The organism is Planococcus wigleyi (assembly GCF_014836985.1).
GTDB lineage: Bacteria > Bacillota > Bacilli > Bacillales_A > Planococcaceae > Planococcus > Planococcus notacanthi.
Map to the genome: position 1 here is coordinate 404,181 of NZ_JACSPU010000002.1, position 15,724 is coordinate 419,904.

Below are 15,724 nucleotides of genomic sequence, written 5' to 3' on the forward strand. Positions count from 1 at the left end.
CCGGTAGCCCTCAGTGGCTTACCGGTTTTTTAAATGGAACTATTCTTCACTGATTCTTGTTCCTCAAAGAGGAGTGGTTGACCCCAAACACTTTTTCGACATCTATCAGAAAAGCGATGCCTTTGCCGGGAGCATTGAGATCGACAGCCTGCTCGATGCTTTCGACGACTTGTTCTGCATAACTGCTTGGAACAAGTGTTAAGACAACGTCTTTCTCTGGATCAATTGTGAAATTCATGAACTTTTGCTGTTCATTGACTCCTGTACCGCGTCCGTTTATTATTGTTCCGCCTTCCGCCCCTGCTTTTGAAGCGGCTTTAACCACTTTTGAAGAATCTCCTGAATTGACAATGGTAACAATTAATTGAAAATCCTTCAGTTCTGATTCCAATTCTGAAGCACCTCTCTTTCTTTTGCGGTCATCCTGGCGTTGAGATAAATGCGGAACGCCCAGTAATTTGCTTAAATGAACGGTAAAACCTAGTCCATATCCTGGTTTCCCGAGTTTTCCTGCTTCATTGACCGCTTCTGCAACCGCTCTTTCATTGTCTCCATCCAATGCGAAAAAAATCACATCTTTTTCATGGGTAGCCGGGAGGCCAAGAAATGTAGGTTTTTCATTTCTTCCTATTCCTTCGCCATAGACAATCGTTGCGCCATCGACACCTGCTTTTTTAGCTGCCGCAATGACATCGCGTGAATGGCCTCTTTTGACAATGGCAATCATCAACCTATGGTTAAGAATCATTCGCTTTCCCTCCGCCTTTCTTAGTGAAAATCAGACCAAGTATCAATACTGCAATGATAGGTGTCAGGGCTACAAGTGCGATCATTCCAAATCCATCGGTCAAAGGATCGCTGCCTTCTATGGCAGTCGAAATGCCTACTGCCACAGCAACGACAAAAGTGACGGTCATTGGTCCGGTTGCCACGCCTCCCGAATCAAAAGCGATACCGATAAAAGTCTGCGTTGAAAAAAAAACAAGAATGAATGCCAATAAATAACCCGGGATAATGAAGTACCATAACGACCAGCCCGTTAGAATTCTCAGCATGGACAAAGCGATGGATACGCCGACGCCTGTCGATAATGTATAAAGCATCATTTTACGGGAAATGTATCCGCCGGTCTCTTGGTCGACTTCATCTGTCATAATACTGACGGCCGGTTCGGCAAATGTGGCAGCGAATCCAAGAACAAAACCAATCGGAATCAGCAGCCATTTGTTATACCAACTGCCAAGCGTTTCACCCATCATTGTCCCTACAGGCATAAATCCAACATGTACACCTTGAAGGAAAAAAGAAAGGCCGAAGAAAGCTAAAATAAAACCAATTCCTACCTGAAGTACGCGCTGCATCGGCAATTTAAGCATAAACACCTGGAAGGCTGCGAAAAATAACAAAAGAGGGAGAAGTGCCAAACTGACTTCCAGCATCACGGTTGGAAAACCTTCGAAAACATGAATGTTCACCTGAACAACACCCCCAGCACCATAACAGCCAGAATCGGTCCAATGGATGCCAAGCCAATCAAGCCAAATTTCTCGCCAGAACTATCATCTTCTGAGCGCAATACAGAAGCAACACCAATGCCAAGTGCCAGAATAAATGGAACTGCCATCGGTCCGGTTGTAACTCCTCCGGAATCGAAGGAAATGGAAATGAAGGCCTCGGGGACAAATAAAGATAGCAGAAAGACTAAAGCGTAACCGCCGATGAGTAAATAATGGAGGGGAATTTTAAAGATGGTGCGGACCATGGCCAACGCCACAAAGATAGCCAGTCCGAGGGAGACGGATAGAATCAGAATTGCTGCACTTACAGTGCCTTCAGAGACTTCATCAATTTGCTTCGCCAATACCCGGACATCGGGTTCCGCGACTGTAACGGCGATGCCCAGTAAGAAACCGGTTGCAATAATGAAACCTGCTTTTTTTGTGCTGGGCAGCCTTCGTCCAATCATTTCACCGATAGGCAGAAGGCCGGCGTTGACACCGATCAAAAACAGGAAAAAACCGATACTGACAAAAAGAACACCGACAAGAAATTGAATCACTGCCTCGAAAGGCATTTTGATGAAAACAACCTGCAGAAGAATAACAACAATAGTAACCGGGAGGATGGCGGCAGCGACTTCTTTAAACGTATCTCTTACGTTTTCCATCGAGAGTCTGTCCCCATTTCTGTTTTTTTACTCTTATTCCCCCCCATAAGCAGGCGTAAACTTTTGCTTTATTAACAAAAAAAGAGCGATGCCCACTTTTCTGGAGTGGCCATGCTCTTTTAGCACTAACATAATTCTCGTTATTTCTTAAACAGTTCTTCCAATGCGTCTTCTGTAGAAGAGTCAGCCAATTTGACGTTTGAACGGTAAGCGGCCCTTGTGATCAGATGTCCCGCAACCGGTGCAGTCAAAAAGACAAAAATAATGCCCAGAATAAGCCGAACGCTGATAAAGTTTTCGGATGCCCAGAAATAGATGAATGTTCCCGACAGCGACAATAGCACGGCTAAAGTAGAACTTTTAGTAGCTGCGTGTGAACGGGTATAAACATCCGGCAACCGAAGGATACCGATTGCGCTGATCACCGCCATGATGCTTCCGATCAAAATAAGAAAAACGCCGAAGTACTCAACGATCGTGTTTATGTTCAACGATATCGCCCCTTTCAACAAAACGCGCTAAAGCCAGTGTGCTGATGAATGCCAGAATTCCCACAATCAGGATGACTTCGAGAAATGCATGCGTGTTGAGGACAACAGAAAATACAGCGACTCCTGAAATCAGGTTAACGCCGATCATGTCCAGGGCCACAACGCGGTCGGGCATGGAAGGGCCGCGGATAATCCGATAGAGGGCCAGGATGATTGCCAATATGAAAAGGGACAAGGCGATGGTCAGTATCGTATTAATCAATTTCTCGTCACCTCCATAATCGCTTTTTCAAATACCTTGATGGATTTCAGTACGGAATCCCGGGAACTTTCCACATCCATTGCATGGATATAGAAAACTTTTCCGTCCGGCGATACTTCCATCACCACGGAACCGGGTGTCAATGTCAGCAGAAGGGCTAGCGTAGTCAATTCGTAATCGCCTTCCATACTATGTTCATAAGTAAAGATGCCGGGTTTTATATTGAGCTTTGGGCTGAGGATCTGTTTCATGATCAGCAAGCTGGATTGTGAAAGTTCCGAAATGAAAATCAGCAATAACTTAAGCGCGGAGAAGACGCGCAGTAAATAGAACTTGGTCCCGAAAAATCGGTGCATCAGAAAAAGGATTCCAATACCGATCAAATAACCGGTCAGAAAAGTCGTCGGATAAAAAGCGTCTTCATCCATCAGCAAGGTCCATAGAAAAGCAATGGTGATATTTAAGAGGAACTGAGCCGGCACTTTGATTCACTCCTTTCAATGATTAATAGATTACTGAATCAGCCCTAGAACCGCATCAATGTAAATCCCAGGATTCAGTAATGTTTCAGCTGCATCTGTGACATAGGGCGCCATGCCTTCGGTACCCAGACCAATGCCGATTGTCAAAAGGACAAGAGCCAGGCACGGCCATAAAACGCCTTTTCGCAATGGCGGTTGTTCTTCTTTACTGACGATGGTTTCACCCCAGAAGCAATTTTTGAAGACGCGAAGCAACGAGTAAAGAACGAAGATGCTGGAAAGGAGAGCCAGTGCCAGCAATACGTAAGAACCGCTATCGATGGCTGCGCCTGAAATCAGCACTTTCCCGATAAAACCGCTGAGTGGCGGGATTCCTGCAAGTGACAGCATGGTAACGAAGAAAGACCATCCCAATAATGGATAGTTCTTCATGAGTCCACTCATGCCCGCCATTTTAGAAGTTCCGCTTAGTGTGATCATGGTACCGACAAGCAGAAACAGCAAAGCTTTGGCGACCATATCATGGATCAGGTAGTAGATGGATCCTTCAATGGATGCTGGAGTGGAAATCGCCAACCCAACCAATATGAAACCGACCGCAATAACCACGTTATAAGCCGCAATCGTGCGGATGTCGTTAAAGGCAATGGCCCCGAGGCTGCCGCCGATTAAAGTAAGTGCAGCCATGATGCCAATCAGCAGATGCGTAGTTTCCGGCTGATGATAAAAAATCAATGAGAATGTACGGAAGAGGGCATAAATGCCAACCTTCGTCAATAACGCGCCGAAAAGAGCGGACGTCACAATAGGCGGTGAGCTATAGGATCCCGGTAGCCAGAAGTACAGAAGCAATCCGGCTTTTAAGCTGAAAACGATCAAAAAGACGATGCTGATAGTGGTCAGAAGAGGGGTTTGTCCTACTTCAGCAACCCGTTCAGCCACATGCGCCATATTCAAAGTACCGACCGCTCCATAAAGGAAAGCCAGTGCGACCAGGAAGAACCAGGACGAAACGATATTGATGGATACATACTTGATGGCTTCCCGCAGTTGGCGTTTGGAATTACCCAAAGTCAGAAGTACATAGGAAGACAGCAGCATGACTTCAAAGCAGACAAACAAATTGAACAGATCGCCTGTCAAAAAAGAACCGTTGACACCGGCTATAAGAAACAGCACGGAAGGATAAAAATACATCGTCTGCAATTCTTTGCTAGTGGAGATTAAGGCATAGCTCAGGCAAATCGCCGTTACAATGCTGGAAGTCAGCACTAGCAGAACAGAAAAGGAATCGGCAACGAACAGAATGCCGAAAGGTGGCTCCCAACCGCCGAAATCCAAACGGAAAATCCCGTCGGTCTGGACTTTATGCAAAAGGTAAACTGAAATGCCTGATGTAACCAGCATGCTGGCAATGCTGATCCACGCTTGGACTCGGCCGTACGTACGAAGGAAAATCAGCAATACACCCACAACAATCGGAAGCAGCATAGGAAGCACTAAGAGATTATTCATCATCAGAACCTCTCATTGCGCTTAGATTGTCCGTTCCCAGTTCCTGATGGGCGCGGTAGGCAAGCACCAGGATAAACGCCGTCACCGCAAAACTGATGACAATGGCAGTTAAGATTAATGCCTGCGGCAATGCATCGACATAGGTTTCGGCTTCTTCGCCAAGCAACGGCACCGCTCCTAATTTAAGGCCGCCCATCGACAAGATCAACAGATGGACTGCGTGGGACAGAATCGCTGTCCCCAATATGACACGTACAATATTTTTGGATAATACAAGATAGATGGCGACCGTGGTAAGGACGCCGACCAAAATAATGATCAATGATTCCACAGGCTACTCATCCTCACTTATGCTAAGAATAATATTCACGACAACGCCGACTACAGTCAACGCGATGCCGCCTTCAAATACGGTGACGGTGGCAAGTTCGGTTTTGCCGAATATCGGCAAGTCGAAATAGCCGAAGCTTTGGCTTAAGAAAGCCCCGCCGAAAAACATCGGGGCTATTCCGCTGATCATTGCCAACAATACACCAAGTGCAGAGAGCTTCTTGAAATCGATGGGCAATGCTCCGCTGACAGTTTCCGAATCGTAGGATAGGAACATCAGCACAAATGCCGAAGCAATTACCAATCCGCCGATAAATCCTCCTCCCGGTTCATTGTGGCCGGAAAAGAACAAGTAAATGCCGAAAGTTAAAATAATCAAAACAACGGCTTTCGATACGGTTTTTAAAATCACATCATTGATGTTCATCTTTTCCCGACCCCTTTCCAACTTTTAAGCGGATCAATGTATAGACGCCAAGTCCGGCAATGAACAGAACAAGTGATTCCAGCATAGTATCAAAAGCGCGGAAATCGCCCAAAATGGCATTGACGATATTCTCTCCTCCTGCAAGTTCATAGGAATCTTCGAAGTACCCGGAGATGCTTTCGAATAATTCCCCGCTGTTGACGGTCAAGCCGATCAATGTAACGGTCACTCCGCCGCCGATGGCAATAAGTGCGTTCCGAATTTTTGTCCGTTTTGGAGAATCTTCTTTTTTCCATTCAGGCAAAAAGTTAAAGCACAGCAGGAATAATGTGGTGGTCACCGTTTCGATGACCAATTGCGTCAATGCCAGATCCGGTGCGCGGAACAACACAAAGAAAATGGCGATGGAGAAGCCAAGCACACCATTCAGTAAAATAGCTGTCAAGCGGGACTTGGCAAATAAGATGCTGACTGCTGCAACTGCCATTACGGCTACAAGCATGCCCTCATAAATGCTGATGGGTGAATCGGCCATCAAATCCACGGATAACGCACCAGTGATGAGAAGTGCGCCGCCGGCTGTGGCAATAAAGAAAATGAAGATATAGGCAAAGTAAGCTGGCAAGTGGCCAGTCATATAATGGGTTGTGATCCAATTGGCAACTCTTTTCAAATCCTTCAAGAAAGAATTATAAAGCACGGTGAACGTCCAATCTGCAGGCTGCAGGCGGTAGATTTTAAACCAGCTGCGGAAAGTAAGGAAAAGAAGCGTCCCTACAATTACGATTCCCAACGTCATAAACAATTCAGTGTTAAAACCATGCCATGCCGAAATCTGAGGTGCTGCACCTGAAATTCCAGGGATTACACCGTTCAATGCCGGCCGAAGCAGATAGTCCCCCAATAGATTAGGGGCGAAAAACAAACCGATGATCAATATACAAAGGATGGCAGGTGAAATGAGCATACCGATTGAGGGTTCTACAGGCTGTTTGTCCAGCTTTTTCAGCTGAGATGAACCGAAGAACGTGCGGAATACCAAAATCATGCAATAAACGAAAGTGAAGACCGAAGCGATCCAGGCAATAACAGGAATGAGCACGCCCCATGCAGAAACGCCGAAAGCTGGGAGTCCGGCCGCATTGACCGTAGCTGTGAAAAACATTTCCTTACTTAGGAAACCGTTGAAAAACGGCAGCCCCGCCATTGAAAAGCTGCCGATGACAGCAAATGTGAACGTGATCGGCAAGAAGGCCATCAAGCCGCCCAGACGCCGTATATCACGTGTGCCGACCTGGTGATCGATGATACCGACTGCCATGAAAAGTGCACCTTTAAATGTGGAATGGTTGACGAGGTGGAACAAGGCTGCAAAAATGGCTAAACCGTATAAAGCCCCTTGTTCACCGTCGCCGAAATACATAGCTGCTGAGCCAAGTCCTAACAAGCTCATGATCAGACCCAGTTGGCTGATCGTTGAATAAGCGAGCAGGGCCTTTAAGTCCGTCTGCCGGACGGCACAGAATGCCCCCCAGAATAAGGTGATAAGCCCGACAATAGTGATGGTCCAGAACCAGGAAGCGTTGCCGGCAAAAATCGGTGTGAAACGGGCAACTAGATAAAGCCCCGCCTTTACCATCGTGGCAGAATGCAGATAGGCACTGACCGGTGTCGGTGCTTCCATCGCATCCGGCAGCCAGATATGGAATGGGAATTGTGCTGATTTAGTGAACGCGCCAAGAAGCACTAAGAACATCGCCGGATAAAACAGCGCATGGTCTGTGTACTGGCCGATGACAGCGATAATTTCCCGGATGCTGAAGGTGCCGGTCATGGAATGCAGCATCATGAATCCAGCAAGCATCCCCAATCCGCCAAATACAGTGATCAGCAGAGATTTTTGTGCGCCGTAGCGCGAATTTTTACGATGGTACCAGAAAGCAATCAGCAGGAAAGAAGAGATGCTGGTCAATTCCCAGAAGACATAGAGCACAAGGAGGTTATCAGATAGAACGACACCGAGCATAGCCCCCATGAATAACAACAGGTAAGCATAGAAATGCGGGAAGGAGTCGGATGGTGAAAGGTAGTAGATGGAGTAAAGAACGACTAGGCTCCCCATACCGGTTATCAGTAAAGCCAAAATCAAACTGAGTCCATCAAGATAAACGGTAAAGTTGATGCCTAATGAGGGAATCCAATTAGCTGTCTGGTTAAGGACTTCGCCAACTGAAATAGCAGGAATTTGCAAGGCGAAAATGATGAACAATGCAGTAGGTACCAGCAGAACGAGCCAGCCGATATGCAAACTGCCTATGCGATTATGTATAAGTGGAATCAAAGCGGTAGCAATGAAAGGAATTAAAATGGCGATAATCAATAAATACACGGCAGAACCTCCTGAAATGAGTTAAAAATCATTAATGAATGGAAAAATCAATGAGCGGGTATATAATAAGGGAAAAAGGTTTCGCTTTTCCTGCAATATGATATGATAAGGGCTCCCAAAGCAGTCAATGTAAATTATACAGGAAATCCGGGGATTTTTCATTTCTCAGCTAGCGCCAAAGTGGAAAGAAGAGAATTCTTTTTGAGAACTGTAATTTGAATGTGCACAAAAGCCCTTGATTTTTTAAAATAGAAGAAGTATAATTTCATGGTTTTGAATTTCAGGATAGACATTATATTTTCAGGGGGGTGAACATAAATGAAAAAAATCAGAGGACGAATGGATGAAAGTATCCTGGTATGTGTGTTTTATGGTCCTAATGGCGAACGATTAATCAGCCGTGGCCATCGACTTGCCAGCATGCTTGATTGCCCGTTGTACATTTTAACGGTGGATCCGACATCTATTAACGAATTTGACGCTGAAAAGGCTTCTTATATTGAACGATGGAAAGAGCTTGCGGAAGAATACGAAGCTGAAGAGTTTATTGTTCGTGATAATGAAAAACGCCCCTCTGCAAAAGTGATTGCAGAAGTGGCTCATGAATTCAACATCACGCAAATTATCATTGGGCAAACTGCCAGAAGCAGATGGGAAGAAATCACAAAAGGATCATTCCTCAATATGCTGCTTCGCGAAATTCCATTTGTTGATCTGCATGTTGTCTCAGTGGCTCGCACAGTCAAAGGCGTTGAAGGGGACGAATTCGAGAAAGGCGTACGCTGCTACCTGGTGAAAGATGGGGACAGCTACAAAATCAACTTTACGCAATCGAAAAAATGTCAGATTGAAGGGATTTTCTTTAAAGAAATCGGTACTGATTTTGATAACGGGATCTTTAAATTCATGCATGACAATAAATTATATCAAGCGGAAGTGACAGACGACCGTATCGATTTGCCTGAAATTATTGATGCTTGCCTGGACAAAGAATTAGTGAAAAACAAATAGCTTAAACAAGGCTGCTTCGCCATCGAGGCAGCCTTTTCTTTGCTTAAAAGGAGAATATTGATGAAGAAATCTAAAAGATTGACGCCGCTTATCCCAAAGGAATTGGAAACCCGTACTTTCTCAACAGCCCTAGATGATAATTACATAAGCAATTGCCGGGTCTCTCAGGAAACGATCGACTTCGCCACTGAAGAAGCACTTCATATCGACAAGGTGGTATTTGAGAATGTCAATTTTCTGGAGACAAGCTGGCCGCGCTCGGAATTTGTCGATGTCGTGTTTCTGAACTGTGATCTGTCAAATGCGGATTTGAGCCGTGCAGTTTTCCATCGGACTGAGTTCCGAAACTCCAAATTGCTTGGCGTTAATTTTGCGGAAGCAGGAATCCGCCACACTCTTTTCGAAGAATGCCTGATGAATTACGCGACCTTCGGCTTTACTTTATGCAACACCGTTTCTTTCGTTTCCTCCTCGCTGCGTTTTGCAGACTTTTATCAAATGGAACTGAAAAACAGCGAATTCCAAATGTGTGAATTGAATGATGTCAATTTCACGGAAACCAGTCTTAAGGGCATCGACCTTAGCACGAATTCCTTCGAAAGCATTCAGGTTTCGATTGAAAAACTTCAAGGGTGCAAAGTGTCTCCAAATCAGGCGATCGCTTTTGCACGGCAAATGGGAATGATCATAGAAAACTAATATTATAGAAGAAACATGAAAAAATGCCCGGCAGTTTTAAGCTGCCGGGCATTTTTTTTGAAGCTTTTATTGGTGTATTGATGTTCGTTAATTGATGTCGAGCTTGTTTGCGCTTTTCTTATTGTCCAGTTCCAGCTGCCAGATTCTAGGGTCATAAGCCACTCTGGCTATGCGGCTGAAGAAACGCCGCTACGCCAGTGCGTCTTATGCCCGTCGAATCTACATGGCAGCTTGCGCTTTTCTTGTTAACGGACACCTTTCATGAATTGCTGAATACGTGGAGCGAAGATGAACAATAGGATACTGAGGGCGATAGAAGCTCCCCCGATGATTCCAAAGTACATCATTTCGTTTTCCACTGTATAGAATTTAACCAATTGTGCGTTGATTGCCTGAGCGGCAGCGTTGGATAGGAACCACAAACTCATTGTCTGAGCTGAGAAAGCAGCAGGCGCCAATTTGGTAGTTGCTGATAGTCCCACCGGAGATAGGCAAAGTTCACCCAGTACAACAATGAAATAACTCAAGACAAGCCAAAGGGGATTAACCAATGCTGCTGGTCCGCCAAAGTAGGCCGGTAATAGGATAACCAGGAACGATAAGCCGGCAAACAGCAGGCCGAGTGAAAATTTCTGTGGAATAGACGGTTGTCTGCTTCCCAGTTTAACCCAAAGCCAAGCGAAAACCGGAGCCAGTGTAATGATGAATAAAGGATTCAGGGATTGGAACCAGGCAGGGGAAATAGTGATTCCTGCGAATTCAAGGTCCGTACGCGTATCAGCGTAGGCGGCAAGAATAGTTGATCCCTGTTCCTGTATTGCCCAGAACATAACGGAGGCGATGAACAATGGAATATAAGCCAATAAATGTGAGCGTTCCACTTCTGTTGTTTTTTTGCTGCGGTACATAACCGTGAAATAAGCGATTGGAATCAAAATACCAAAGATACCGACAAGTGCAACAAAGCTGTTAAAAGTCAATAGACCTGTTGGAATTCCGATAGCGACTGCCGCTGCAATAATCACAGTAGCAATAGTGAAGATCAGAATTGTTGTTTTGCGTTCTGAAGGCAATAATGGGTTCGGTACAACTGTTCCTGCCAATCCAAGATTTTTCTTCTTTGTGGCGATAAAAATTACTAAACCGAGGAACATACCGACTGCTGCAATACTGAATCCCAGATGGAAGTTGATATCCATGCCGACAGTACCGACGATTAAAGGTGCCAGGAAGCCACCCATATTAATACCCATATAGAAAATGCTGAAGCCGGCATCACGTCGGTCATCATTGTCTGCATAGATTTCACCGACAACACTTGAAACGTTCGGTTTCAATAACCCGGTACCAAGGACAATCAAGACCATGGAAACAAAGAACAAAGCGAGATTTCCAGGAATTGCAAGAGCGATATGCCCAAGCATGATCAGGATACCGCCATAAAATACAGCTTTTGAGGTTCCGAATATCCGGTCTGCCAGCCAGCCGCCGATAATTCCGGACATGTAAACAAGAGAACCGTAAATAGACATGATAGATAAAGCGGTAGTTTGATCAAGGCCGAGTCCGCCATCGGAAATTTCGTAGTACATATAGAAAACCAGAATGGCTCTCATCCCATAATAGGAGAACCGTTCCCAGAACTCAGTAAAGAATAGCGTAAAAAGTCCTTTAGGTTGACCAAAGAAGCCTTTTTGAGGAACGCTATCGACAATCTCTTGTCGAGAATATTTTTCTGACATTACACTAACCTCCATTTGTTTATTCTAACATAATACTTTTTTTAGTTAAAAAAATCAAAATAAATTTATTATCTAGTAAAATAGACCTTTTTCGATAACTGAATCCAGGATTATCAACGCGAAAAAATGGAAATATGTTTTATTGGAATAATTATTTAATTCTGATTAGAATGATATTTCGCGAATGGACATAGGTGAAGTGGCACTAGAGCGGTTTTCCAAGTTTGACGTGCCTATTTACCTGCAATTTCAAATAATTAATAATGTGGTAAATTAAATAAAAAAAATATCCTATTAAATTTCCATAATTAGTAATGTTTAGTTAGTGTTCACTAATTATTCACACTTTTTTAAAGAATTATCCAAAAAAGATTGTGAAAAAGCGCAAGGTGCAGTATATTTAAAATAGTTAGAATATTATTTAGGGAGCAGGAGTGTAAATGAAACAGTTAAGCAAACGAATCAAGGACTTAAGAGAAGCAAAGGGTCTATCTACTGAAGAATTGGCAGAAGAAATCGGCTTTGCAAAAAGCACGGTTTGGGCTTATGAAAGTGGAAAGAAACAAGTGTCTGTAGTGCATCTCGAGAGACTTGCCGATTATTTTGAGATATCAGTCGACAGTTTGTTGGATCGCAGCGAACGGACAATCAATGTGGATCTTCAAAATACAAGTTTTTTAAACGATTACAATCTAATGTTGGATGACCAGCCGCTTAATCAGCATGAAATTGCGGAAGCTGCATCTTTCATTCAAGTTAAACGCCGTATGGGCAGTTATGGAACCGCAACTAACTGATTGCCTGAAGGCCCAATATAACCAAAACGCCTATTCCTTAAAGGGGAATAGGCGTTTTGATTTTTCGGAAACGACTAAGCCAGCAAGAGGAACTGCCTAAAGCGATATTCCCTGTTTTCTTGTTTATTCCAAATGCTTCCGGGAAGACATAAAGTAAAATGGATTATGGAGGATGAGACTATGAGCAAAACAATCTTTATTACAGGAGCAGGAAGCGGGTTGGCGAAAGGAACAGCATTCGGGCTTGCAGAGCAAGGGCATAAAGTGATTGCGCCAGTGGAAACAGCTCCTCAAGTAACGGCTTTAAAGGAAGAAGCCCAAGCAAAAGGACTTGATTTGGATATATTTAAAATGGATATCAAAAATCCGCAGGACTTGGCACAAATGCTTGAATATGATTTTGATATTTTTGTAGCCAATGCTGCTATAAATGAAGGCGGTGCCCTAGCAGAAGTGCCGATGGCGAACTTCAGGGAATTATTTGAGGTCAATGTTTTCAGTACTTTAGAAACAGCTCAAATTGCTGCGCGGAAATTTGTGGATAAAGGAAAGGGCAAGATTATTTTCATGTCTTCTATGGCAGGGATTATGTCGACTCCTTATGTCGGTCCTTATACTGCAACTAAGCATGCGATCGAAGCCATTGCCACAACGATGCAAAAAGAGTTGGAAAGCCACGGAGTTCAAGTGGCAACCATTAATCCAGGAGCTTTTGCGACAGGTTTTAACGATCGCAGTGCAGAGGCTAAATGGAAGTGGTTCGATGAAGAAATTCATTTTACGCGGAAAGAAGATATGGAAGAAGCTGATCGTGCATTAGAGAGTCAATATGATCCCGCTGAAATGATTGCGAAGATGGTTGAAGTTATACCTCTTGATCACCATAAATTCCGTACAGCTTTTCCTGAAGAAACAGAAAAGCAAATGAAAGAAGAAGAGGCGAAACGGTGGAGAATGGAGATTTGAAGGAGGGGCGAAGATGGAGCGCCAAGCAGAGTTGGTTGCCATGCTGGAAAAAGGAGAAGCGGATCTTCATGCTGCTTGCCAATTATTTGATTCATTGGAAACGGTTGATCTGGAATCGCTTCTTGGAACTTGGAGAGGAAAAGAATTTCTTACTGGCCATCCATTAGACGGTGTCTTAAAGAAACTGAATTGGTATGGGAAAGCATTCCATGATACAGAAAATGTGGATCCGTTGCTGTTTGAAGTGAAAAGAGGAAAAGTGATCGCAGTCGACCCAGTTCCTTTTATGAGAAAACAGAAATTAACAAAAGCGGTTGGCGGTGAAGCCCGTATGCGGATGGTGGAGTATCGCGGGAAAGTGAGTGCGGCGATGATCTATGACCATTTGCCGATCCTTGACCACTTTCGGAAAGTGGCAGAAGGGAAACTGCTTGGCATGATGGACCTGAAGGGAGAACAGCAGCCCTTTTTCTTCCTGCTTGAAAAAGTGCAAGATGAAAAACTGTCCTGAGAGCGTATGCTTGAGGACAGTTTTTTTATTTGTCTCGATCTCCATAGTTTTTCTCGGTATTTCGTCAAAGAAAAAGGCGCAAAAATGTGGTAAGCTAACTCATACGATACGAGTATTAGGAGTGTTCTATTTTGTTGGAAAGCGCGAAAAAATTATTGAAGTCCCATTTTGGCTATGAATCCTTCCGGATCGGCCAGGAACAAGCCATTACCCAGGTATTTGAAGGGCATAATTCAATTTGCGTCATGCCGACCGGCGGAGGCAAGTCCATGTGCTATCAAATTCCGGCACTGGTCATGGAAGGGACCACCATTGTCGTGTCGCCTCTGATCTCATTGATGAAAGACCAAGTAGATGCACTTTTGGCAGCTGGGATTCCAGCTGCTTATATAAATAGCTCCCTCGATTTTGATGAAGTGCGGGAAACGCTTATGGATGTGCAACGCGGTGCCATTAAGCTGCTTTATATTGCGCCAGAGCGTCTAGACTCAGAAATGTTCCTGAATGAACTTCAGGGAGTCCATGTTCCGCTGATTGCTGTTGACGAAGCACATTGTATTTCGCAATGGGGCCACGATTTCCGTCCAAGTTACCGTTTGATCAGCCGGATGACGGAGCTGTTCCCGAACAATCCGACTGTATTGGCGTTGACTGCTACTGCAACGCCCCAAGTGCGTGAAGACATTTGCCGGATTTTGAATATCGAAGAAGAACACACCATTATGACTGGTTTTGAACGGGCAAATCTAACATTTTCCGTCATTCGCGGCCAGGACCGGGAACGTTTTGTAAAAGAATACGTGGAAAAAAACGAAAAAGAAGCGGGGATTATCTACGCCGCCACTCGAAAGACAGTGGACTCGGTATACGAAATGCTCATTAAAAAAGGCATTAAGGCTGCAAAATACCATGCCGGCATGCCTGACAATGAAAGAAAGATCGGCCAAGAACGGTTTCTTAATGATGAAGTGACTGTCATGGTGGCGACAAACGCCTTCGGCATGGGAATCGATAAATCCAATATCCGATTTGTTATCCATTATCAATTGCCTAAGAACATGGAAAGCTATTATCAGGAAGCAGGCCGTGCAGGCCGTGATGGGCTGCCGAGTGAGTGTATCGTATTGTATGCTTCCCAGGATGTCCAAACACAGCGTTTCTTAATTGATCAGGCCCAGGATCCAAGCCGAATTCCGGGGGAATTGGTGAAGTTGCAAGGGATGGTTGATTATTGCCATACTGAAAATTGCCTGCAGCAGTTTATCATTCATTATTTCGGTGACACGGCGGCTGAACCATGCGGCCATTGTGGAAGCTGCTTGGATGACCGTGAAAGCATGGATGTTACGAAAGATGTTCAAATGGTTTTGTCCTGCGTCATTCGGATGGGGCAGAAATTCGGCAAGGCTATGACAGCGCAGGTATTGACCGGTTCCCGCAATAAAAAAGTGCTGGATTTTGGTTTCGATAAATTGTCGACCTATGGAATTCTTAAGCACCAAAATGCCAAAGAAGTGTCGAATTTAATTGAATTCATGATTTCGCAGGAGTTGTTGGCGGTTGAACAAGGTTCGTTTCCGACCATCTATGTTCCTGATGGTGGCAGAGATGTATTGCTTGGCAAACGCCAGGTTTTGAGAAAAGGCGCGGTTGTCACTAAGAAAATTTCCTCTAATGATCCGTTATTTGAAGAACTCAGAGTGGTTCGGAAAAAGCTGGCTGATGAAGCGGGAGTGCCGCCTTTTGTTATTTTCTCCGATAAAGCATTACAGGATATGGTGGCGAGACGCCCTAAAAATGAAGTGGAATTTTTGGAGGTCAACGGTGTAGGTGCCAACAAACTTGAAAAGTATGGACAAGCCTTTTTACAAGCGATTCATTCTTTTGATGCCATAAATAACTGAATAAATATAAGTTGGAAAACCCCGTATAAAA

General features: G+C 44.4%; 17 protein-coding genes. 6 read left to right on the forward strand and 11 right to left on the reverse strand.

Features of this window, described 5'->3' with window-relative positions:
* Window positions 1–46: 46 nt before the first annotated feature.
* The 10 genes from H9630_RS07530 to H9630_RS07575 form a co-directional block, all read right to left on the reverse strand.
* On the reverse strand, window positions 47–748 hold the full coding sequence (locus H9630_RS07530; protein ID WP_191714876.1) for a P-II family nitrogen regulator: 702 nt from the start codon (window positions 746–748) through the stop codon (window positions 47–49).
* The gene (locus H9630_RS07535; protein ID WP_191714877.1) at window positions 738–1,475 is read right to left on the reverse strand and encodes a DUF1538 domain-containing protein; all 738 of its coding nucleotides are present in this window, start codon (window positions 1,473–1,475) and stop codon (window positions 738–740) included. Before H9630_RS07535 ends, H9630_RS07530 begins: the two co-directional genes overlap by 11 nt.
* Window positions 1,472–2,167 carry a DUF1538 domain-containing protein gene (locus H9630_RS07540; RefSeq protein WP_191714878.1) on the reverse strand — a complete coding sequence of 232 codons (696 nt, stop codon included), beginning with the start codon at window positions 2,165–2,167 and terminating at the stop codon, window positions 1,472–1,474. The genes H9630_RS07535 and H9630_RS07540 overlap by 4 nt, the downstream gene beginning before the upstream one ends.
* A gap of 140 nt (window positions 2,168–2,307) precedes the next feature.
* Window positions 2,308–2,658 (reverse strand): Na+/H+ antiporter subunit G, encoded by a 351-nt coding sequence (locus H9630_RS07545; protein ID WP_191714879.1) that lies wholly within the window; start codon window positions 2,656–2,658, stop codon window positions 2,308–2,310.
* The gene (locus H9630_RS07550; protein ID WP_191714880.1) at window positions 2,636–2,920 is read right to left on the reverse strand and encodes a Na(+)/H(+) antiporter subunit F1; all 285 of its coding nucleotides are present in this window, start codon (window positions 2,918–2,920) and stop codon (window positions 2,636–2,638) included. The genes H9630_RS07545 and H9630_RS07550 overlap by 23 nt, the downstream gene beginning before the upstream one ends.
* The gene (locus H9630_RS07555) at window positions 2,917–3,402 is read right to left on the reverse strand and encodes a Na+/H+ antiporter subunit E (RefSeq protein ID WP_191714881.1); all 486 of its coding nucleotides are present in this window, start codon (window positions 3,400–3,402) and stop codon (window positions 2,917–2,919) included. Before H9630_RS07555 ends, H9630_RS07550 begins: the two co-directional genes overlap by 4 nt.
* Window positions 3,403–3,432: 30 nt before the next feature.
* A complete protein-coding gene (locus H9630_RS07560; RefSeq protein ID WP_191715092.1) occupies window positions 3,433–4,917 on the reverse strand; it encodes a Na+/H+ antiporter subunit D in 1,485 nt (494 codons plus the stop codon).
* On the reverse strand, window positions 4,910–5,248 hold the full coding sequence (locus tag H9630_RS07565; RefSeq protein ID WP_191714882.1) for a Na(+)/H(+) antiporter subunit C: 339 nt from the start codon (window positions 5,246–5,248) through the stop codon (window positions 4,910–4,912). Before H9630_RS07565 ends, H9630_RS07560 begins: the two co-directional genes overlap by 8 nt.
* Before the next feature lie 3 nt (window positions 5,249–5,251).
* Window positions 5,252–5,674 (reverse strand): Na(+)/H(+) antiporter subunit B, encoded by a 423-nt coding sequence (locus H9630_RS07570; RefSeq protein WP_191714883.1) that lies wholly within the window; start codon window positions 5,672–5,674, stop codon window positions 5,252–5,254.
* Window positions 5,661–8,063 (reverse strand): Na+/H+ antiporter subunit A, encoded by a 2,403-nt coding sequence (locus tag H9630_RS07575; RefSeq protein WP_191714884.1) that lies wholly within the window; start codon window positions 8,061–8,063, stop codon window positions 5,661–5,663. Before H9630_RS07575 ends, H9630_RS07570 begins: the two co-directional genes overlap by 14 nt.
* 318 nt (window positions 8,064–8,381) lie before the next feature.
* Between H9630_RS07575 and H9630_RS07580 the strand changes: the two genes are divergently transcribed.
* Together H9630_RS07580 and H9630_RS07585 are read left to right on the forward strand one after the other, a co-directional pair.
* Complete coding sequence (locus H9630_RS07580) at window positions 8,382–9,074, forward strand: universal stress protein (RefSeq protein ID WP_191714885.1); 693 nt, start codon at window positions 8,382–8,384, stop codon at window positions 9,072–9,074.
* A 60-nt stretch (window positions 9,075–9,134) separates the two neighbouring features.
* Window positions 9,135–9,773, forward strand: coding sequence for a pentapeptide repeat-containing protein (locus H9630_RS07585; protein WP_191714886.1), 639 nt, complete (start codon window positions 9,135–9,137; stop codon window positions 9,771–9,773).
* Between the two features lie 245 nt (window positions 9,774–10,018).
* On the opposite strand, the gene H9630_RS07590 is transcribed toward H9630_RS07585, so the two are convergent.
* On the reverse strand, window positions 10,019–11,515 hold the full coding sequence (locus H9630_RS07590; protein ID WP_191714887.1) for a peptide MFS transporter: 1,497 nt from the start codon (window positions 11,513–11,515) through the stop codon (window positions 10,019–10,021).
* A gap of 440 nt (window positions 11,516–11,955) precedes the next feature.
* Here H9630_RS07590 and H9630_RS07595 point away from each other — a divergent pair, with 440 nt between their 5' ends.
* The 4 genes from H9630_RS07595 (at window position 11,956) to recQ (ending at window position 15,693) form a co-directional block, all read left to right on the forward strand.
* Window positions 11,956–12,312: a helix-turn-helix domain-containing protein gene (locus tag H9630_RS07595; protein ID WP_191714888.1), complete on the forward strand. Its 357-nt coding sequence runs from the start codon at window positions 11,956–11,958 to the stop codon at window positions 12,310–12,312.
* 180 nt (window positions 12,313–12,492) lie between these two features.
* Window positions 12,493–13,278, forward strand: a complete 786-nt coding sequence (locus tag H9630_RS07600; protein ID WP_191714889.1) for an SDR family oxidoreductase — start codon at window positions 12,493–12,495, stop codon at window positions 13,276–13,278.
* 13 nt (window positions 13,279–13,291) lie between these two features.
* Window positions 13,292–13,789, forward strand: coding sequence for a DUF4334 domain-containing protein (locus H9630_RS07605; protein WP_191714890.1), 498 nt, complete (start codon window positions 13,292–13,294; stop codon window positions 13,787–13,789).
* Window positions 13,790–13,920: 131 nt separating this feature from the next.
* Entirely contained in the window at window positions 13,921–15,693 is a 1,773-nt protein-coding gene (recQ, locus tag H9630_RS07610; protein ID WP_191714891.1) for a DNA helicase RecQ, read from the forward strand.
* The last annotated feature ends 31 nt before the right edge of the window (window positions 15,694–15,724 follow it).

Bases quoted from the DNA above. Each gene is read 5' to 3' on its own strand.
- H9630_RS07530 (WP_191714876.1), bottom strand. From the start codon at position 748: ATGATTCTTAACCATAGGTTGATGATTGCCATTGTCAAAAGAGGCCAT.
- H9630_RS07540 (WP_191714878.1), bottom strand. From the start codon at position 2,167: ATGGAAAACGTAAGAGATACGTTTAAAGAAGTCGCTGCCGCCATCCTC.
- H9630_RS07560 (WP_191715092.1), bottom strand. From the start codon at position 4,917: ATGAATAATCTCTTAGTGCTTCCTATGCTGCTTCCGATTGTTGTGGGT.
- H9630_RS07570 (WP_191714883.1), bottom strand. From the start codon at position 5,674: ATGAACATCAATGATGTGATTTTAAAAACCGTATCGAAAGCCGTTGTT.
- H9630_RS07580 (WP_191714885.1), top strand. From the start codon at position 8,382: ATGAAAAAAATCAGAGGACGAATGGATGAAAGTATCCTGGTATGTGTG.
- H9630_RS07585 (WP_191714886.1), top strand. From the start codon at position 9,135: ATGAAGAAATCTAAAAGATTGACGCCGCTTATCCCAAAGGAATTGGAA.
- H9630_RS07590 (WP_191714887.1), bottom strand. From the start codon at position 11,515: ATGTCAGAAAAATATTCTCGACAAGAGATTGTCGATAGCGTTCCTCAA.
- H9630_RS07595 (WP_191714888.1), top strand. From the start codon at position 11,956: ATGAAACAGTTAAGCAAACGAATCAAGGACTTAAGAGAAGCAAAGGGT.
- H9630_RS07600 (WP_191714889.1), top strand. From the start codon at position 12,493: ATGAGCAAAACAATCTTTATTACAGGAGCAGGAAGCGGGTTGGCGAAA.
- H9630_RS07605 (WP_191714890.1), top strand. From the start codon at position 13,292: ATGGAGCGCCAAGCAGAGTTGGTTGCCATGCTGGAAAAAGGAGAAGCG.